General features: G+C 71.7%; 17 protein-coding genes. 4 read left to right on the top strand and 13 right to left on the bottom strand.

The window, feature by feature from the left end; genetic code table 11:
* Positions 1–25: 25 nt before the first annotated feature.
* Both ACZ5K7_RS41460 and ACZ5K7_RS41455 read left to right on the top strand, forming a co-directional pair.
* Positions 26–649 carry an RNA polymerase sigma factor gene (locus ACZ5K7_RS41460; protein ID WP_351695368.1) on the top strand — a complete coding sequence of 208 codons (624 nt, stop codon included), beginning with the start codon at positions 26–28 and terminating at the stop codon, positions 647–649.
* Positions 642–1,646 carry a CU044_5270 family protein gene (locus ACZ5K7_RS41455; RefSeq protein WP_468922420.1) on the top strand — a complete coding sequence of 335 codons (1,005 nt, stop codon included), beginning with the start codon at positions 642–644 and terminating at the stop codon, positions 1,644–1,646. The genes ACZ5K7_RS41460 and ACZ5K7_RS41455 overlap by 8 nt, the downstream gene beginning before the upstream one ends.
* A 106-nt stretch (positions 1,647–1,752) precedes the next feature.
* Here ACZ5K7_RS41455 and ACZ5K7_RS41450 read toward each other — a convergent pair whose 3' ends face one another.
* The 6 genes from ACZ5K7_RS41450 to ACZ5K7_RS41425 form a co-directional block, all read right to left on the bottom strand.
* The gene (locus ACZ5K7_RS41450) at positions 1,753–2,499 is read right to left on the bottom strand and encodes an endonuclease/exonuclease/phosphatase family protein (RefSeq protein ID WP_468922417.1); all 747 of its coding nucleotides are present in this window, start codon (positions 2,497–2,499) and stop codon (positions 1,753–1,755) included.
* Between the two features lie 120 nt (positions 2,500–2,619).
* A complete protein-coding gene (locus tag ACZ5K7_RS41445) occupies positions 2,620–3,573 on the bottom strand; it encodes an ROK family glucokinase (RefSeq protein WP_351695374.1) in 954 nt (317 codons plus the stop codon).
* 250 nt (positions 3,574–3,823) lie between these two features.
* The gene (locus ACZ5K7_RS41440) at positions 3,824–4,294 is read right to left on the bottom strand and encodes a DUF5304 domain-containing protein (RefSeq protein ID WP_351695376.1); all 471 of its coding nucleotides are present in this window, start codon (positions 4,292–4,294) and stop codon (positions 3,824–3,826) included.
* A gap of 63 nt (positions 4,295–4,357) precedes the next feature.
* The gene (locus tag ACZ5K7_RS41435) at positions 4,358–5,512 is read right to left on the bottom strand and encodes an ArsA family ATPase (protein WP_351695378.1); all 1,155 of its coding nucleotides are present in this window, start codon (positions 5,510–5,512) and stop codon (positions 4,358–4,360) included.
* A 219-nt stretch (positions 5,513–5,731) separates the two neighbouring features.
* Positions 5,732–6,175, bottom strand: coding sequence for an SRPBCC family protein (locus ACZ5K7_RS41430; protein ID WP_301653415.1), 444 nt, complete (start codon positions 6,173–6,175; stop codon positions 5,732–5,734).
* 134 nt (positions 6,176–6,309) lie between these two features.
* Positions 6,310–7,107 carry a metallophosphoesterase family protein gene (locus ACZ5K7_RS41425; RefSeq protein WP_468922412.1) on the bottom strand — a complete coding sequence of 266 codons (798 nt, stop codon included), beginning with the start codon at positions 7,105–7,107 and terminating at the stop codon, positions 6,310–6,312.
* Positions 7,108–7,423: 316 nt separating this feature from the next.
* Between ACZ5K7_RS41425 and ACZ5K7_RS41420 the strand changes: the two genes are divergently transcribed.
* A complete protein-coding gene (locus ACZ5K7_RS41420; RefSeq protein ID WP_351695382.1) occupies positions 7,424–9,220 on the top strand; it encodes an AMP-dependent synthetase/ligase in 1,797 nt (598 codons plus the stop codon).
* A 37-nt stretch (positions 9,221–9,257) separates the two neighbouring features.
* Here ACZ5K7_RS41420 and ACZ5K7_RS41415 read toward each other — a convergent pair whose 3' ends face one another.
* Together ACZ5K7_RS41415 and ACZ5K7_RS41410 are read right to left on the bottom strand one after the other, a co-directional pair.
* Complete coding sequence (locus tag ACZ5K7_RS41415; RefSeq protein ID WP_468922408.1) at positions 9,258–10,892, bottom strand: GMC oxidoreductase; 1,635 nt, start codon at positions 10,890–10,892, stop codon at positions 9,258–9,260.
* A gap of 160 nt (positions 10,893–11,052) precedes the next feature.
* Positions 11,053–12,195: a glycosyltransferase family 4 protein gene (locus ACZ5K7_RS41410; RefSeq protein WP_450971730.1), complete on the bottom strand. Its 1,143-nt coding sequence runs from the start codon at positions 12,193–12,195 to the stop codon at positions 11,053–11,055.
* Between the two features lie 111 nt (positions 12,196–12,306).
* Between ACZ5K7_RS41410 and ACZ5K7_RS41405 the strand changes: the two genes are divergently transcribed.
* Positions 12,307–13,542, top strand: a complete 1,236-nt coding sequence (locus tag ACZ5K7_RS41405; protein WP_468922405.1) for a glycosyltransferase 87 family protein — start codon at positions 12,307–12,309, stop codon at positions 13,540–13,542.
* A 12-nt stretch (positions 13,543–13,554) separates the two neighbouring features.
* Here ACZ5K7_RS41405 and ACZ5K7_RS41400 read toward each other — a convergent pair whose 3' ends face one another.
* The 5 genes from ACZ5K7_RS41400 to ACZ5K7_RS41380 form a co-directional block, all read right to left on the bottom strand.
* Positions 13,555–14,751, bottom strand: coding sequence for a hypothetical protein (locus ACZ5K7_RS41400; protein ID WP_468922403.1), 1,197 nt, complete (start codon positions 14,749–14,751; stop codon positions 13,555–13,557).
* Positions 14,752–14,781: 30 nt separating this feature from the next.
* Positions 14,782–15,798, bottom strand: coding sequence for a C40 family peptidase (locus ACZ5K7_RS41395; protein ID WP_468922400.1), 1,017 nt, complete (start codon positions 15,796–15,798; stop codon positions 14,782–14,784).
* Between the two features lie 435 nt (positions 15,799–16,233).
* The gene (locus tag ACZ5K7_RS41390; protein WP_351695393.1) at positions 16,234–17,268 is read right to left on the bottom strand and encodes a C40 family peptidase; all 1,035 of its coding nucleotides are present in this window, start codon (positions 17,266–17,268) and stop codon (positions 16,234–16,236) included.
* A gap of 210 nt (positions 17,269–17,478) precedes the next feature.
* Complete coding sequence (locus ACZ5K7_RS41385; RefSeq protein ID WP_468922396.1) at positions 17,479–18,822, bottom strand: NYN domain-containing protein; 1,344 nt, start codon at positions 18,820–18,822, stop codon at positions 17,479–17,481.
* 40 nt (positions 18,823–18,862) lie between these two features.
* The gene (locus tag ACZ5K7_RS41380; protein WP_009309707.1) at positions 18,863–19,102 is read right to left on the bottom strand and encodes a hypothetical protein; all 240 of its coding nucleotides are present in this window, start codon (positions 19,100–19,102) and stop codon (positions 18,863–18,865) included.
* Between the last annotated feature and the right edge of the window lie 21 nt (positions 19,103–19,123).

Below are 19,123 nucleotides of genomic sequence, written 5' to 3'. Positions count from 1 at the left end.
TTCGAACGAACGGAAAGGAGCCCCGATGACCGTAGGACCACCGGGCACCGGCACCCGCGACGAGGATCGCGAGGACAGCGACGCCCGGGTGATCGCGCGGTCCCGGGACGAGCCCGAGCAGTTCGCCGTGCTCTTCGACCGGTACGCCGACGCCGTGCACCGTTACGCGGCCCGGCGGCTGGGTCCGGAGGCGGCGGAGGACCTGATGGCGGAGACCTTCATCACCGCTTTCCAGCGACGCCACACGTACGACCTCGCACGCGCCGACGCCCGCCCGTGGCTGTTCGGCATCGCGACCAACCTCGTGAGCCGGCACCGCCGGGCCGAGGCACGCCGGTTCAAGGCGCTGTCCCGGCTGCCGGAGCCGGTGGTGCACGAGGAGCCGGTCGCGGACCGCGCGGTCGCCAGGGCCGGTGCCACGGGGGTGCGCCGGGAACTGGCGGCCGCGCTGGGCGGGTTGTCCGCCCGGCATCGCGATGTAGTGCTGCTGGTGGCATGGGCGGACCTCGACTACGAGGAGGCCGCCGAGGCGCTCGGGGTGCCGGTCGGCACCATCAGATCACGACTGCACCGGGCTCGCGGCAGACTGCGCGAGGCACTGGGCGGAACCGATCCGACGGCTTTCCGGGAGGCGGACGCCCGTGCGTGACATCGACGAACTGCGTGAACTGAGGGACTTCGACATGGGGTCTCCCCCGCTCGACGACGAGACCAGGCAGCGGGCGCGGGCGCGCCTGCGCGCGGCGATGAACGGGCCCGCCCCGCGGGTGCGGCAGCGCCGCCCCGTCCTGCGCGTCGCCCTGACGGCCGGACTGGCCGCCGCGGTCGCCGCCGGCGTCCTGGTCGCCGTACGGGACGACGACGGTACCCGCACGCACCGCACGGCGGAGCCGTCGGCGACCAGCGCGCCCGCGATGCGGAACGTGAGCGCGCAGACGGTGCTCAAGGGGGCCGCCGCGTACGAGCGCGAGCACGAGCGGACGGCCAGCCCGCGCGACGACCAGTTCATCTACACCAAGGAGATCATCAAGGAGACGAACCAGAAGACCGGTGCCACGAGGAGCTACACCGACGAGAACTGGCGCTCGGTGGACGGCTCCAAGCGGGGCTGGACGATGGAGATCGGCAAGGGCTGGTGGTCGCCGCCGCTGCAGAAGGGCGAGAGCGTCTGGCCGCCGCAGGACTGGGGCAGGCTGCGGAAGCTGCCGACCGATCCCAAGCAGCTGATCCTGTCGATCACGAACGAGTTCGGCGGCAGGAAGACCTCGCTCGACGAGCTCACCGACGAGGACTGGTGGAACATCCACTTCAGCCTCGCCGGGCTGCTGAAGCTGGTCCCGGTGATGCCGGAGGGGCTGCGTCCGGCGGCGTACGAGGCGCTCGGCATGGTGCCGGGGATGAAGGTGGTCCCGGCCCAGAAGGACGCGAAGGGACGTACCGGTGTGGCCATCACGTACGACGACCCGACGCTCCCGAAGGGCTCGGTGGGCTTCGGCGGCTACTTCATCTTCGATCCCGTGACGTACGAGTTCCTCGGCTTCCGCGACGTGCGCACCTCGGGCGACGGCGCGGCCATGAAGACGTACACCCAGCTCTCGTACCTCGACAGCTGGGCCGTCGTGGACAAGGTGAAGCAGCGGCCGTAGCCGGCCGGGAATCGGCGGGGACCCTGAGGGCGGCCAGGACCGGGAGACGGTCGGTGGCCGCCCTCGGGGCTGTACCTCTCGGCGGACTCCGTCCGGCGGCTGTGGTTCAGGCCGCGGGCACCCGAAGCGCGGCCAGCACGGGCAGGTGGTCCGTCGCCCTGGCCAGGTCGGCCTCGGTCACGCCCGGCTGGTCCAGGGGCACGCCGCAGCCGAGCACCTCGATGCCCTTGGTCGCGAAGATCGCGTCGATGCGCTGACGGGGGTCGGTGGACCCGGAGGTGAACTCGCCGCCCCAGGGTGCGGTGGTACGGCAGTCCTGGAAGGCGTCGGCCAGGCGGCGGAAGGTGCGGCCGTCGGGGCGGTCGTTGAGGTCGCCGCCGGCGATGGCGTGCTCCACGCCCATGCCGGCGACCCGGTCGAGGAGCATGCCGCCCTGCTCGTAGCGCTCGTCCTGCTGGAGGCTGAGGTGGAAGCTGGTGACGCCGAGGCGGGCACCGCCGAACCGGACGACGGCGGTCGCGAAGCCGCGGCGGTGCAGGCCGGGGGTGAGGGGCAGGAGAACGTCCTCGGTGCGCTCCACGGTGGCGCGGAGGTCGCAGAGGACGGCCGGGCCGGCCGCGGTCGCTCCGCCGGTGAGGATCACCAGGTCGGAGGCGGCGGCCAGGCGGGCGAGCTTCTTGCGCCAGCGGAAGAACCGGGGCGCCTCCTGGATCAGGACCAGGTCGGGGGCGCAGGACTTGATGACACGGGCCAGGGCCTGGGTGTCGTCCCGCATGGAGCGGATGTTGTAGCTGAGGACGCGGATGACGGCGGAACCGTCGGGCTCGGTGTGGGAGTTGGGGAGCGGCGCCATGTGGATCAATCTACGCCCACCGGGTGGGGGCGCGAGGCGGGTGGGCGACTGCCGGTCGTGTGTGGCTGGTCGCGCGGTTCCTCGCGCCCCTGAGAAGAAGGTGGGCCCAGTGGGCGGCGATCACATGATCGGGTCGGGCTCCCGGGCCAGGTCGGCGGCTCCGACCAATCCCGCCTCGTTGCCCAGCTGGGCGGCGATGACCTCGGCCACCGGGCGCCAGTTGCCGCCTACCAGCCAGCGCTTGTACGACTTGCGGATCGGGTCCAGGACCAGTTCGCCCTCGTCGGAGAGGCCGCCGCCGACGATGAAGGCGGAGGGGTCGAAGAGGGAGGCCAGGTCGGCGAGGCCGGCGCCGGCCCAGCGGGCGAGCTCGCGGTAGGAGTCGACGGCGACCGGGTCGCCCTGGCGGGCGGCCATGGAGATGTGCTTGCCCTCGATGCCCTCGGGGGTGCCGTCACCGAGGCCGAGCAGGATCTCGGCGTTCTCGGGGGTGGCGTTGGCACGCTGGTGGGCGTACCTGACCAGGGCACGGCCGGAGGCGTACTGCTCCCAGCAGCCCTGCGAGCCGCAGCCGCACAGCAGCCCGTCCGGGACCATGCGGATGTGACCGAACTCGGCGGCGACGCCGAAGTGCCCGCGGCGCAGCTTGTTGCCGATGATGATGCCGCCGCCGAGGCCGGTGCCGAGCGTGATGCAGATGACGTTGCGGTGGCCCTTGCCGGCGCCGAACCTGTACTCGCCCCAGGCGGCGGCGTTGGCGTCGTTCTCCACGACCACGGGGAGGCCGACACGGGCCTCGACCTTCTCCTTCAACGGCTCCTGGCGCCAGTCGATGTTGGGCGCGAAGTAGACCGTGGAGCGCTGCCGGTTGACGTAACCGGCGGCACCGATGCCCACGCCGACGATCTCGTGCCCGGCGCGCGCACCCTCTACGGCGGCGGCGATGGCGTCCACGATGCCCTCGGGCGTGCCCGGGGTCGGCACCTTGTGGGTCGAGAGGATGTTGCCTTCCTCATCGACCACGCCGGCCGCGATCTTCGTGCCGCCGATGTCGACGCCGATGGTGAGTCCCATGAATCCCTCAGTTTCGGTCGAGCCCCGCTACGGCCAACCGTACCCGAGGCCCTGCCATCGGGTTCCCGTCGTCCGCCCGCAGGGCGGGCCCGGCGGCGTATGGTGCGTGCGGCTGCAGGGCGGAGGAGACGTAGACACCAGCCGCTGCCGCGGCGGGCGACGCGGTGGGGGCACCTCCCGGCCGAAGGCTGGGGGACGTCGGCGACCGACGACAACGCCGCTGGGGGAGTGCGTGCCCTTCAGGGGGCTGTCAGTCGAGGTCGATGCGTTCGCCGGGGCCGGGCTCGTCGCCCTTGTCGTGGCCGCCGGAGGTCCAGCGGGTCTCCTGGGTCCGGACCGCGGAGCGGTAGGCGGCGAGGAGTTCGCCGCCGGCCGCGGCGAGGTGGTCGAAGACGTCGGGGTTGCGCTCTATGACGGGCTCGACCGCGTTCTTCGCCTGCTGCACGACCTGCCGGACCACCTGCTGGGCGGCGGGCCCGGCGACCGCCCCGAGGAGCGGGCTCTGGATGCCGGAGAGCTTGTCGGCGACGGCGTCGACGAGCTTGCGCAGTTCCTCGGCGGCCGACCCCGGGGGCGGGCCGTACTGGGTGCGACGGCGGGCCTTCTCCGCCGCCAGGTCCTCGGCACAGGCCGTGGCCCAGGCGTCGGCGTCGGTCGCCCGTACCTCGTCGGGCGCCTCCGCGGCCTCGGAGGCGTCGGCTGTGGGGCGCTCTTCGCTCATGACGGACTCCTGACTACGGTTCGTCTCTACGACGTTACCCGAACGGGCGTACCGGATTCACCGTCAGCGCGGCCACAGATCCGGGTCCGGCGTGAAGCGCATCCGCAGCTCGCCGTCGCGCAGCGCGGCCCCGGCGACGGTGCAGCGGCGCAGGGCCGACGGCAGTGCGACGATCCGGCGGAAGCCGCCGACGGTGATCACGAGTTCGTCGCCGCGCCGGACGAGGTCGAGGCCGTCCCGTATCGCGCCGGGCAGCGGGATGTGCCAGACGAGGACGCCGTCCTCCTCGATCCGGTCGGCGACGGGCCACTCGACCGGTGCGGGCGCGATGTTGACGCCGGGCACGGCGAGCGCGGCGAGGTCCTCGGTACCCCGCGGGTCATGCCCGAGGTGGGGCACGGCGGTGACGTCGAACGTCTCCGCCCAGTCGGCGAGCGCCTTGCGCTGCTGGGCGACGAGACCGTGCAGCGGGGTGTCCTCGGGCAGCACGCGGTTGGCGACGAGAGCCTCGGTGCGCAGGCCGCGCAGGGCGAGGCCGAGGCGAGTGGTACGGACCGCGTCGGCGCCGGCCGGGCCGGGCTCGGCGACCAGGCGTACGGCGGTGCGGCGGTCGGCGAGGACGGCCTCCACGGCGGCCAGCTCGACGTCCCAGCGGGCGGCCGTCTCGTAGAGCCAGTCGGCGGGCATGGGGACGCCGGCGAGCCGGCCGAGGACCGGGCGCAGGGCGCGGGCCGCCTGCCGCTCGGGCGGGAGCAGGCGGCGCAGGTAGCGGCGCAGCTCCTCGGGGAGGGCGAGCAGGCCGAGGGCGTGCGGGGCGGGCGGGAGGTCCACGACGAGCAGCTCGTACCGCTCGGAGAGGGCGGCGTCGCGCAGGCCGCGCAGCAGGGACAGCTCCTCGGCGCCGGGCAGGGGGGTGAGCTCCTCGGCGTCCAGGCGGGCGGCGCCCAGCAGGTCGAGGACGCCCGCGGCGCGGGTCTGGAAGGCGGTGAGGTCCTCGCGGAACCGGGCGGCCGCGTCGGGGCGCCAGGCGGTGAGGGTGGGGGTGACCTGTCTCGGCGCCGGTCCTGTCGCCGTGCCCAGGGCCGCGCCGAGGGTGTCCGTGCGGTCGGCGCCGAGCACGAGGGTGGGGGTGCCCTCGCCTGCGGCGCGCAGAGCGGTGGCCGCGGCGACGGCCGTACGGCCGCTGCCGCCGGGTCCGGTGATCAGGATGGTGCGCATGGGGGTGAACCGTAACGGACGTCCAGGCGGGCCCCCGCTGTGGCCGGCGCGGGGGGGGTGTCACTTACCGGCGTTGGCAGGGTGCCGCTGCGCCCGCGTGCCGCCCTGCGGCACGCCTGCCCGCAGCCAAGCAGGCCCCGTCAGGGGCGCGGGGAGCTGCGCGGCCGGCCACGACGGCCCCGCGCGCGGGAGACCAACGGGTACCCCCGCGGCGTGTCCCTACTTCTCCCCCGACTCCACCCTCTTCTTCAGCCCCGCCAGCGCCCGGTCGATGATGACCTTCTCCGCCTTGCGCTTGATCATCCCCAGCATCGGGATCTTCACGTCCACCGTCAGCGAGTAGGTGACCTCGGTCGCCCCCGCCCCCGCCGGCTTCAGCAGGTACGACCCGTCCAGCGACCGCAGCATCTGAGACTTCACGAGCGTCCAGGACACCTCGTTGTCACCGGTCCACGTGTACCCCAGCGTCTGGTCGTCCTTGATCGCACCCGCGTCCATGACGAGACGGACCTGCTCGGCCCGGCCCTTCGCGTCGGTCTTCAGCACCTCCGCCTCCTTCACCTCACCGGTCCAGTCCGGGTAACGGGCGAAGTCGGCGATCACCGCCATGACGTCGGCCGGAGCCGCCTCGATCGTGATGCTCGAGCTGGTGTGTTCCGCCATCGCCGTGGCTCCTCCAGATGCGGGCCGGTGAGACCGGTACAAGGGGTCTCCGTGCGCGAAGGTGCGCACGCGTGTGCAGCGTGAAGGCTACCGCGCGTCCGACCAGGCGAGTTCACCCCCGTCCGGGGCCGTCGTCACCATTCCAGCGCCCAGGGCCGGCCGGTACCGGCGAAGTGCCCGACGTTCACGCACTCGGTGGCCCCGATCCGCATCCGCTTCACCAACGGCTGGTGGACATGTCCGAAGAGCGAGTAACGCGGCCTGGTGCGCCGGATGGCGTCCAGCAGCGCCCGGCTGCCCCGTTCGAAACGGCGCGCCACCGTGTCGTACACCAGCTCCGGCACCTCCGGCGGAATGTGCGTGCACAGCACGTCGACCTCGCCGAGCGCCTCGATCTTCGCCGCGTACTCCTCGTCGGAGACCTCGTAGGGGGTGCGCATCGGCGTCTGCAGCCCGCCGCCCACGAAGCCGAAGACCCGGCCGCCGATCTCCACCCGCTGCCCGTCGAGGATCGTGGTGCCCGGTCCGGCGTACTCCGGCCAGAGCGGCGGTATGTCGACATTGCCGTAGGTGGCGTACGTCGGGGTCGGGAACGCCGCGAACATCTCGGCGTACTGCTTGCGCACCGCCTTCTCGATGGCGGTCGCCCGGTCCATGCCGATCCCGCCCCACAGCCGGCGCCCCAGCTCCCGGGCCTCCTCGAAGCGGCGGGCGGTACGGAGTTCGACGAGGCGGTCGGCGTTCTCGACGCCGAACAGGTCGGGGAAGATGCCGCGCGAGTGGTCGGCGTAGTCGAGGAAGAGGACCAGGTCGCCGAGGCAGATCAGGGCGTCCGCGCCGTCACCGGCGCTGGCCAGGTCACGGGCGTTGCCGTGCACGTCGCTGACCACGTGGACGCGGGTCGTTCGGTTGCCGGAGGGTGTGGCTGCCATGGTGATCAAGCGTAGGCCTGTGCGGCAAACGTGAACAGGCGATGGCCGGACCTGTGGTTACTGGTCAGTCACTAAAGCCGTGGACTACCGTACGCGAAGGAACACCAACCTGTGTGACGCAGCGAACATCTCGCCGGGACCCCCTGTCGAAGAAGCCATACCGGCGGGTAACGTCCGGGCAGTCCAGTCGTGCTCAGGAATTCAACCAACGGATCTTCCGGCCCGTGGCGAAGCCCTGAGTACCTGCCCGAGCCTTGGACCGCACCGTCGCATCGCACAACGTCGTGGCGTCGGCGCCCTATGAGGAGCAGCAGTCTTGCGCGAGTTCAGCCTTCCGGCTTTGTACGAGGTCCCCGCGGACGGCAATCTGACCGACATCGTCCGCAGAAACGCCGCGCAGCATCCGGATGTAGCCGTCATGGCCCGCAAGGTCGGCGGTGTCTGGCAGGACGTGACCGCCACCACCTTCCTGACCGAGGTGCACGCGGCCGCCAAGGGCCTCATCGCCTCCGGCATCCAGCCGGGCGACCGGGTCGGCCTGATGTCCCGCACCCGCTACGAGTGGACGCTCCTCGACTTCGCGATCTGGTGCGCCGGCGCGGTCACCGTGCCGGTGTACGAGACCAGCTCGCCGGAGCAGGTGCAGTGGATCCTCAGCGACTCCGGCGCGACCGCCTGTGTCGTCGAACTCGACACCCACGCGGCCGCCGTCGAGTCGGTGCGCGAGGGGCTGCCGGCCCTCAAGCACGTCTGGCAGATCGAGGCCGGCGGCCTGGAGGAGCTGGGCCGGCTCGGCCAGGGGGTCACGGACGCGACCGTCGAGGAGCGCAGCTCGCAGGCGAAGGCGGACGACCCGGCGACCATCGTCTACACCTCGGGGACGACGGGCCGCCCCAAGGGCTGCGTCCTCACCCACCGCAACTTCTTCGCCGAGTGCGGCAACATCGTGGAGCGCCTGCGTCCGCTGTTCCGTACCGGCGAGTGCAGCGTCCTCCTCTTCCTCCCGCTCGCCCACGTCTTCGGCCGGCTCGTGCAGATCGCCCCGATGATGGCGCCGATCAAGCTGGGCTGCGTCCCGGACATCAAGAACCTCACCGACGAGCTGGCCGCGTTCCGGCCGACGCTGGTCCTCGGCGTTCCGCGGGTCTTCGAGAAGGTCTACAACTCGGCGCGCGCCAAGGCGCAGGCGGACGGCAAGGGCAAGATCTTCGACAAGGCCGCGGACACCGCGATCGCGTACAGCAAGGCGCTGGACACGCCGTCGGGCGCGTCCCTCGGCCTGAAGATCAAACACCGGACCTTCGACAAACTCGTCTACAGCAAGCTGCGCGCGGTGCTCGGTGGCAAGGGCGAGTACGCCATCTCCGGCGGCGCCCCCCTTGGCGAGCGCCTGGGCCACTTCTTCCGGGGCATCGGCTTCACGGTCCTGGAGGGCTACGGCCTGACCGAGTCCTGTGCCGCGACCGCGTTCAACCCCTGGGACCGGCAGAAGATCGGCACGGTCGGCCAGCCGCTGCCCGGTTCGGTGATCCGGATCGCGGACGACGGCGAGGTGCTGCTGCACGGCGAGCACCTGTTCCGGGAGTACTGGAACAACCCCGGCGCGACCGCCGAGGCGCTGGCCGACGGCTGGTTCCACACCGGCGACATCGGCACCCTGGACGAGGACGGCTACCTGAGGATCACCGGCCGCAAGAAGGAGATCATCGTCACCGCGGGCGGCAAGAACGTCGCCCCGGCCGTGATCGAGGACCGCATCCGCGCGCACGCGCTGGTCGCGGAGTGCATGGTGGTGGGCGACGGGCGGCCGTTCGTGGGCGCGCTGGTCACCATCGACGAGGAGTTCCTCGGCCGCTGGGCGGCCGACCACGGCAAGCCGGCGGGCTCCACCGCGGCGTCGCTGCGTGACGACCCGGATCTGATCGCGGCGATCCAGGACGCTGTCGACGACGGCAACGCCGCGGTGTCGAAGGCGGAATCGGTGCGGAAGTTCCGCATTCTGTCCTCCCAGTTCTCGGAGGAGTCGGGCCACCTGACGCCGTCCCTGAAGCTCAAGCGCAATGTGGTGGCGAAGGACTACGCGGGCGAGATCGAGGCCATCTACCAGAAGTAGAGCGGCACTTGACTCGCCTGTCCGCTCACGTCCCCTCTCACATGTCCTCGGCGAGGACCCGTTCCATCGTCCGCTCGGCGAGCGCGGTGATGGTCACGAACGGGTTCACGCCGATGTTCCCGGGCACCAGTGAGCCGTCCGTGACGTACAGCTTGGAGTACCCCTTCACCCGGCCGTAGTCGTCGGTCGCCCTGCCCAGCACGCAGCCGCCCAGCGGGTGGTAGCAGAAGTCGTCCGCGAACACCTTGCTGCCCGACCCGAACAGGTCGTACCGGTAGATCGTCGCGTTGGCCGAGTTGATCCGGTCGAAGAGCTTCTTGGCCATGGCGACCGAGACCGCGCTCTGGGCCGCGGTCCAGCCCAGCTTCACCCCGTCGCTCGCTGAGTCGTAGGTGAAGGAGGCCCGTTGCGGGTTCTTGGTGATCGCCAGGTACAGGCTGACCCAGGTCTCGAACCCGATGGGCAGCGGGGCGATCTCCGCGAAGACCGGGTTGTCGGTGTTGGCCCAGTCGTCGATGCCCATCACCGGCATGGTCGCCTGATTGGCGCCGGTGGTGTCCCAGATGTGGTTGGCGCGTCCGAGCATGGTGTTGCCGTTGGTGCTCCACCCGGCGCCGACACTGGAGTTGAGCGCGGGCAGCGCCCCGGTGTCCCGGGCCCGTACGAGCAGTTCGGTGGTCCCGAGGCTCCCGCCGCCGAGGAACAGGTAGGTACAGCTGTACTGCTTGCTCTCCACGACGGCCCCGGTCACGTCGATCCGGTCGACGCCGAGCAGCCAGCTCCCGTCGGCGGCCCGGCCGATGGACCGCACCTTCTCCATGGTGTGGATGGTGAGGTTGCCGGTGCCGAGGGCGGCGGCGAGGTAGGTCTTGTCGAGGCTCTTCTTGCCGTAGTTGTTGCCGTAGATGACCTCCTGCGCGAGCGCGGACCTGGTGGCGGTGCCGGCGGCTTCCTTCTGCATGTACCCGAAGTCGTAGACGTTGGGTACGAAGGTGGTCTTGAGGCCGGTGTTGGCGGCGGCCTTCCGGGAGGTCCGGGTGAACTGGTACCACTCGGTCGACTCGAACCAGGTGGCGTCGACGGTGTTGACGCCGAGCATGGACCGGGCGCGCGGGTAGTACGTGTTGTACATCGCGCTCGCGTCCACGGTCGGGAACTGCTCGCTGAAGTACGACTGGAGCGGGGTGACCGCCATGCCCCCGTTGACCAGCGAGCCCCCGCCCACACCGCGCCCGACGTACACGGACATGTTGTCGTAGTGCACCCGGTCCAGGACGCCGGGATAGGGGGTGATGTCCTTGTTGACGACGTCCAGCCAGAGGAAGCTGGCGAGCGGGGCCTCCGTGCGGGACTTGAACCACATGGATCTCTGGTCCGGGGTGGCGGTCGAGCAGAAGACCTTGCCGTCGGAGCCGGCCGTGTTCCACAGCCGGCCCATCTCGATCATCAGGGTCCGCACGCCGGCCTGCCCGAGCCGGAGCGCGGCCACGGCCCCGCCGTACCCGGAGCCGACCACGATCGCGGGCGCGTTGTCGACGGCGGCCGCCTCCTCGGCGGCCTGCGCCGACTGGAGCCCGACGCGGGTGAGACCGGCCGCGGCGGCGGTCTGGAGGGCGATCATGCCCAGGATGTGACGTCTCGTCAGCTGACGCTGCATCAGTTTTGCTGTCATGCGCGCAGCATGTGCGGATTTTCCGGTTCCGCCTAGGCCTGCGACAGGGTTGGTGACAACGCGCCCCCGAAGGGGCGCGGGGCTGTATTTGATATGCGGCTACCGCCGCGTGGGCGCGACCAGCCACAACGCACCCGCGGCCGAAACGCGGCCCCACCCTCTAGAGCAACGCCTTCAGCCGCTCCGCAAGGAGGTCCCACCGCCACTTCTCCTCAACCCACCGCCGTCCGCGCTCCCCCATCCGCTGACGCAGTTCGGAGTCTCCCAAGAGCGCCACAATCCGCTCGGCGGCCTCCTCCACCGAGCCGCCCCGCACCACCCATCCGGTCTCCCCGTCGAGCACCGCGTCCGGCGCCCCGCCGGAGTCCCCCGCCACCACCGGCAGACCCGTCGCCGAGGCCTCCAGGTACACGATCCCGAGCCCCTCCACGTCCAGCCCGCCCCGCCGGGTCCGGCAGGGCATCGCGAAGACGTCACCGGCGCCGTAGTGCGCGGGCAGCTCGGACCACGGCACGGCCCCCGTGAACCGCACCGACGCCTCGACCCCCGTCTCCCGGACCAGGTGCCGCAGCTCCTTCTCGTACGGGCCGCCGCCGACGATCAGCAGTACCGCGTCCGGCTGGGCGGCCAGGATCAGCGGCATCGCGAGGATCAGCGTGTCCTGCCCCTTGCGCGGCACCAGCCGCGACACGCACACGACCACCGGCCGGTCGCTCAGCCCCAGCCGCGCCCGCACCTCGGCGCCCCCGGACCCGGGATGGAACGTCTTCTCGTCCACCCCCGGCGGCAGCTGCACCATCCGCCCGGCCGCCCCGGCGCTCAGCGCGGTCGCGATCCGGGACCGCGTGTACTCGCCGAGATAGGTGATCGTGTCGGTCGCGTCGCCGATCCGCCCGAGCAGCTGCCGGGCGGCGGGCAGCTGGGCCCAGCCGGCCTCGTGCCCGTGGGTGGTGGCCACCAGCCGCTGTGCCCCGGCCTTCCGCAGCGCGGGCGCCATCAGCCCGAGCGGCGCCGCCGCCCCGAACCACACCGACGTGCACCCGTGCTCCCGGAGCAGCCCGACCGCGGTCCGGGTCGCCCCCGGCGTGGGCAGCAGCATCGTCGTACGGTCGCGTACGACGGTGAAGGGCTGCTCCGCGTCGAAGGCGGCGGTGGCCAGGGCGCCCTCCCGGCCCCGCTTCCACGTGGACGCGTAGACCACGAGCCGCTCCGGGTCCAGCCGCAGGGCCATGTTGTGCAGAAAGGCCTGGATGCCGCCCGGCCGGGGCGGGAAGTCGTTCGTCACGATGAGGGTCTTGTGCATCGCGGCCGACCCTACCCGCACAGTGTGTTCGGCCGTGCTTCATGGCCGTCGCACAGGGCGTCGGGAGATCATGTGGCGCACTCCCAGGCAGGTCGACGGACAGGGGCTCAGGTGGACAGGACGGGCGAGAAACGTGCCCTGGCATTGCTGCCGGTCGTCTGGGCTGCCACCCGGCTGGTGCTGCTGCTGTTCGTGCTGAAGGTGTTCGTGTTCCCGGGCGCGGACGTCACGAGCGACGTGTCGGTGATCTACCAGGGGTGGTACGAGGTCCTCCGGCACGGAACGTTCCCGCTGGACGACGTCACCTGGCAGTACCCGCCCGCGGCCGCCCTGGCGATCCTCGCCCCCGGGCTGCTGCCCTTCCTGGACTACCCGACCGCCTTCTTCGTGCTGGCCCTCCTGGCCGACCTGGTGGTGCTCGCCCTCCTCCTCTACACGGGCCGGCGCCCCGGCCGCACCCTGCGCGGCGCCTGGATCTGGGTGCTCGGCGTACCGCTCCTCGGCCCGACCGTCTACTCCCGCTACGACCTGATGGTCACCGCGGTCGCCGTCGCCGCGCTGCTCGCCGGGGCCCGGCACCCCCGGCTGATGGGCGCGCTGGCCGGCTTCGGCGCGATGGTCAAGGTGTGGCCGGCGCTGCTCCTCGTGGGTGCGGTGCGCCGGCGGGCCTGGGTGGCGGCGGCGGTCACGGCCGGCCTGGTCGGGGCGCTGTTCGCGGTGGCCATGCCCGGCGCGTTCGCCTTCCTGACCTTCCAGCGGGACCGGGGCACCGAGGTGGAGTCGCTGGGCGCGCTGGTCCTGCACGTCGCCCGGCACCACGGCTGGCAGGGCGAGGTACTGCTCAACTACGGCTCGATCGAATTCCTCGGCCCGCGGGTGAAGGCGGTGAGCGCGGCGGCCCTGGTGCTGACCGCGTGCGCCTTCGGCTGGCTGCTGCTGTGGCGGCTGTGCGCGGCCCGCTTCCGGTCCCACACGCTGGCGGACGCCGCCTTCACGGCCGTCCTGATGTTCACGGTCACCAGCCGGGTGATCAGCCCGCAGTACATGGTGTGGCTGGTGGGCCTGGCCGCCGTCTGCCTCTGCTTCCGGGCCGGCCGGATGACCCTGCCGGCGGTCCTGGTCCTGCTGGCCACCTTCGTGACGGTCCTGGAGTTCCCGGTCGGCTTCTCGCACATCGTGGTGAGCGACTGGTACGGCATCACCCTGCTGCTCCTGCGCAACGGCCTGCTGGTCGCGGCGACGGTCACGGCGGCCCGGCAGCTGTGGCGCTCCACGGTGCCCGAGGCCCCGGCCGCTCCGCTGCCCGCTCAGGCCGCCCGCGCGAAGGAGACCTCGGTCCCCTCCTGAGCGCGGGCCGGTTCAGCCGCCGAGCCGGTCCGTCAGGTAGTCCCGCCAGCGGGCGGTGAAGTCCGGCAGGGTGGTGCCGAGTTCCGTCCGCAGCGCGTCCTCGACGGCGCCGGTGCGGCCCTGGTGGGCGCCGACGGCCCGGTAGAAGGCGCCGAGCCGCTCCTCGCCCCAGTGGGCGGCGATCATCCGGCAGGCCAGCCAGCCGCCCTCGTAGGCCTCGGCCAGCTTGGTGGGGTCGTCGGTGAAGCCGAAGTCCTTGTCCTCCGGGAGCTCCTCGGGCACGTCACCGTCCCGCACGGCGCGGGCCAGTTCCGGTGCTGCCTCGGTGGAGGTGCGGCCGCTGTCGAGATAGCCGATCCAGTCGGCGTACCCCTCGGAGAGCCAGAGCGGGGTGGCGGCCGAGGTATGGGCGCGGGTGGCGACATGGGTCGTCTCATGGGTGAGGACCACCTGCTTGCCGACCGAGCCGAGGACCGCGTACGCCTCCGGGTTGAGGATGACCCGGTCCGCCGGGGCCTGACCGGAGCCTCCCGCCTCGCCGGTGGTGACGGCGGCGATGCCCCGGTAGTTGGAGGCGGGGGCACCCAGCAGGCCCGCCATGCCGTTCAGCGACTGGGGTACGACCAGGACCACCCGCCGGGTCCAGTCCGTGCCCCAGGCCTTGGAGACCTCGGGGACGGCGGTGTCGGCGAGCCCGGCGTAGTCCCGCAGGGTGTCCCTGGACTGGCCGACGCCGAGAACCAGGCTGTGCGCGCCCTTGACGGCCGTCACTGTGCCCTGGTCCCAGAGCTGCTGCCCCGACTTCCCGGCGGGCTTGTCGGCGGCGACGTACCAGTGGCCGTCGGCGGTGCGGCTGAGGGTCAGGGCGCGGTCGGTGGTGACCGGGGCCTTGTCGTAGCCCTGGATGCGGTAGCGGAGCTGGGCGTCGGCGGTGGCCTCGGCGCCGTCGGGGTGCAGGGCGGTCAGCCGGTAGCTCCACTCCGCCAGCGGTACGGCCCGCAGGTCGACGTACGAGCTCCGGGTACCGGTCTCGGCGTAGGCCCCCTCGTCATGGCCGAGGACGGCGGCCGCGCGCCGGTCCAGGACCTGCTGCACCTCGGCCATCGCCGACCCGGTCGCCGCCTTCCCGCCACCGCATCCCGTCAACGTCAGGAGCAGCAGACACAGCCCCGCCGCTCCTGAGCGCCACGCCCGCCTGCCACCAGCCACTTTCCGATCGTACGGGTCGGGGCCCGAAAGTCAGGGCCGGGTGACGGAGGAGATGGGCATCATCCCGACCGGGTCGTAGCGGACCGGGGCGCCCGGGTAGGGGGCGTGGATGACCTGTCCGTTGCCGACGTACATCCCCACATGGCTGGCGTCGGAGCGGTAGACGACCAGGTCACCGGGTTGCGCCTGGGAGAGCGGGATCTGGCGGCCGGCGTGCCGCTGCTCCTGCGAGGTACGCGGCAGATGGATCCCGGCCTGCGCGTACGACCACTGCATCAGGCCCGAGCAGTCGAAGCCGGAGGGGCCGCTGGCGCCCCACACGTACGGCTTGCCGAGGGCGGCTCGGGCGGCGGCCACCGCGGCGGCGGCGCGGCCGTCGGGGGCGCTGACCCCGGAGAGGTCGGGCAGGTCGGCGCGGTCGTCGCCGCGGGAGGCGTGCTCGAAGGCGGCGCGGTCGGCGGCGGGCAGTGCGTTGAGCAGCCGCCGGGCCTTGGCGAGCTCCTTCTCCACGGTGGCCTTGTGGGAGGCGACCGCCTTGCGGCTGCGCTCCAGCTGGGTGAGTTTCCCGGCGGCCTCGCTGCGCTCCTGGGCGAGTTCGCGCATCGCCGCCTGGAGCTCCCTGAGCTGCCCGGCCTGGCGGACGTCGATGCGGTCGAGGAGGGAGGCCCGGTCCAGGTACTCCTCGGGGTCGTCGGAGAACAGCAGGGCGACGGTGGGATCGATGCCGCCGGAGCGGTACTGGGCGACGGCGAGCGAACCGAGCGCCTCCCGCATGGCGTTGATGCGCAGCTGCTGGCGGGCGATGCGGTCCTGGGAGTCGTTCACCTCGTGGCGCAGCGCGCCGGCCCGCTCGTCGGCCTTGTTGTAGGCCTCGGTCGCCTCTTCGGCCTGCCGGTACAGCCGGTCCACCTCGGCGCGGTTGCCCCCGTGCGGGGCCGCGCTCGCGGGTACGGCGCCGAGCGCGGCTGCCGCGGTCGACAGCACACAGAGGGCGGCACCGGCGCCCCGGTTGAACCCGGACGGTGCGAGACGGCGATGAAACCCCACGGGAAACCGCACTCCTTGCGTTTGTCGGACGCCGACGGTCTCCCCCCGGGTACAGGGGGAAACGCGCCAGACATTGACGCCCTCCCCCGCCCGAAGACGGGGAATTCCGGTCCGCACCGCAAGGCGGCGCCACCACGGGTTCCTGTTTCACAGGCCACCGCCAACCCGTGTGGGCTGGTCCTACGCGGCCTCCGCAGGCGTGACTTCCCGCCCGTCCGGCGGTAGGTCCGACAACTCTGTCGCCGGACGCGGCGATGCTAGCCATACGACCGGCCGACGGCCAAAGACCTCTCACGGCCGCACAACGTGACGCCCCGCCGCTGACGCAGGTCACCGGCGGGGCGTGGAGTCATCTTCGGTTGTCGCGATTCGCCCGTTCGGGCGCCACCTCGGGTTGATCTTGGGCCGTACGGGTGTCGCCGTAACCCGCTGGGGTCAGATCCGGACGCCGAACTCGAACGTCATGTTGCCGATCGACTCGTAGCGCACCACGGCACCGGTGTGCGGGGCGTGCAGCACCTGGCCGTTGCCCGCGTAGAGGCCGACGTGGTGGTAGTCGCCGTAGAAGATCACCAGGTCGCCGACCTTGAGGTCGCTCTGGCTGTAGATCCGGGTGCCGGCGTTGGCCTGGGCCTCGGAGGTGCGCGGGATGGTGACGCCGGCCTGGGCGTAGGCCCAGGAGGTCAGGCCCGAGCAGTCGAAGGAGGACGGGCCGGAGGCGCCGTAGACGTACGGCGAGCCGATCACGGACTGGGCGGCGGAGAAGGCGGCGGCGGCCCGGCCGGAGGCGGAGCCGGTGTTGCCGAGGTCCACGCGGGAGGAGGCGCGGCTGGCGGCCTGGGCCTGCTCGGCGTCCAGGGCGGCCTTCTCCTTGGCCGTCAGGGTGTTGAGGAGCTTCTGCGCGTCGGCGAGCTTGGACTGGACGGCGCTCTTCTGCTTGGCCAGCTCGGTGCGGGTGGCGGAGAGGTCCTTGAGCTTGTCCGTCGCCTCTGCCCGCTCCTGGGCGAGTTCGCGCTGTTTGTCCTGAATCTTCTTCAGGGCCTCGACCTGCTGGCCGCTCAACTGGTCGAGCGTGGACGCCTTGTCGAGGTAGTCGTCCGGATCGGACGAGAGGAAGAGCTGGACCGACGGGTCTATGCCGCCGGAGCGGTACTGCGCGGTGGCCAGCGAACCGAGGCTGTCCCGCAGCTTGTTGAGGTCCTCCTGACCACGGGCCACATTGTCCTGGATCGTGGAGATTTCCTTCTGCAGCTTCTGCTGCTTCTCCTTGGCTCCGTCCAGCTTCTCGGTGGCCTGCTCGGCCTCCTCGTAGAGCTTGTCGACCTTCGCCTTGACCTCGTCCTTGGTCAGCTTCTCGCTGGGCGCCGCGTTGGCGGCGTTGGCGCTGAGGACGACGGCAGCGGCGGCTGCGGTGGTCAGCACGGTCACGCGCGCGCGACTCGGCTGCTTGGGTCGACGATGGGACGCCACGGAGACGGGCTCCTTCGTTTGAGTGATCACCCGTGTGGAGGTTCGAGGCCCGACCCTAGTGACCTCCCTGTGATCAGTTCAAACCCAACAGCGAAAAAACTGGTCACGCAACGCACTCTTTGCACATAACTCACGTGCCGTAATGCTCGATTGACGCTACGTTGCGTGACGGTTCGGTCAATTCGGGCATTGCATATGTCCGTTGAACCTTCAGGACAGTCGCTTCAGAAGCATCGCAGAAGCCACCGGACGGGCACCCGCCTTGGCGACCCCGTCGGCGACCTCGCGGTCGGTCGAGGCGACGATCACCGGCCGGCCCGGCGGCTCGGCGCGCACCAGCTGGCGGATCAGTTCGTCCGCGGTGACGCCGGGCTTGGAGAAGAGGACCCTGACCCCGCGCGGCGGGGCGAGCAGCACCGGCGCGGCCAGTTCGGCGCCGTCGAAGACACAGGTGACCTCGGCGCCGGTCTGCGCGGCCAGCTGGGAGAGCTGGCCGAGCAGCCGCAGCCGCTGCTTCTCCAGCGGCATCTGCGGATAGCCGGTCTTGGTCACGTTGTAGCCGTCGACGACCAAGTGCGCCTGGGGCAGGGCGAGTAGCTGATTGAGAATGGCCGGGTCGTTCTCGGAGAGCGCTCGGGCCGCGATGTCCTTCGGGGTCATTCGTCCCGGTTCGACCGCGTCCACGGTCTCGGCGGGCCGCACCGACACCGGCGGCAACGCCAGTTCACGGCGCAGGCCCTGGGCCGCGTCCAGCACGGTGTCGAGCAGCAGCCGCACTCTCATGTCCTCGACGCTGCGTCCCTCGCGGGCGGCCCGGCGGCTGGCCTCCAGGGCGGCCTCGACCTCGCCGAGCCGGGCCTTGAGCCGCCGCCCCTCGCTCTCGGCGGCGGACACCTGGGCCTGCCCCTCGGTGCGCACCGACTCCATCTCGCCCTGCATCTTGCGCAGCGCGGCCTCACCGCGCTTGACGTCACTGAGGGCCGCGCGAAGCTTTCGGTGAAGCGATTCCGCTTCCCTCTTCGCCGAGTCCAGCTCGGCGCGCAGCCGCTCCGTCTCGGCACGGGTCTGCTCCCGGGCCCGGTCCAGTTCCTCGCGCAGCCGCTCCAGCTCGGCCCGGCTCTCCTCGTCGGCGCGCTCGGCGTCGGCCCGCTGGGCCTCCTCGCCGGCCGCCGCCACCAGCTTCACCCAGCCCGTGGGGCGCAGTACGTAGGCCGCGGCCGCCACATCGAGCGGATCCGCGGCCGGGGGCGGTGAGCCGGAGTCGAGGGCGCCGGCCAGTTCCGGCTGGGCCTCTCTGAGCTTCTCCCCGATCCGCTGCCGGAAGAGGGTGTCCGTCTCCAGCGCCGTCGCCATGGCGTTCCCGGCGAACTTGGCCCGCCGATTAGGGGCGAAACGGGCGTACTGCCGCAGTTGGGCGGGGAGTTCGGCGACGGTCAGCCCGCCGAAGCCGTCCGACACGATCTGTACGACACGCCGTCGCACGCCGTCGGGCAGCGGACGGTCAAGCACCTCGGCGGTGCCGTCGCCCGGCCCCCCGCCTGTGGTCTCCACCATCCGTCACACCCCATCACCTGTGCGCGGCCGCCTCCCGGTCTCAGGAGTCGGCGCCCGGCCTGTCCACGAGTTCCACCTGGTCCACCGCGTTGCACCAGCGGCAGCGCACCGACTCGATGGTCTCACTGACCACCTCGCGCTCCTCGACCTTGGGCTCACCGGCCAGGTCGAGATGCACGTACTCCACGACCTTCGACGAGCGGGTCACGTCGAAGCGCGTGAGGTTGCCGCAGAGGGTGCAGCGCCACCGCGTCGTGGCGGTCGGCAGGGGAACCGTCATCGTGGCTGTTCGCTTCCTTCT

The organism is Streptomyces sp. NPDC031497 (assembly GCF_055580905.1).
This window is presented reverse-complemented; position numbering and strand designations above follow the sequence as displayed.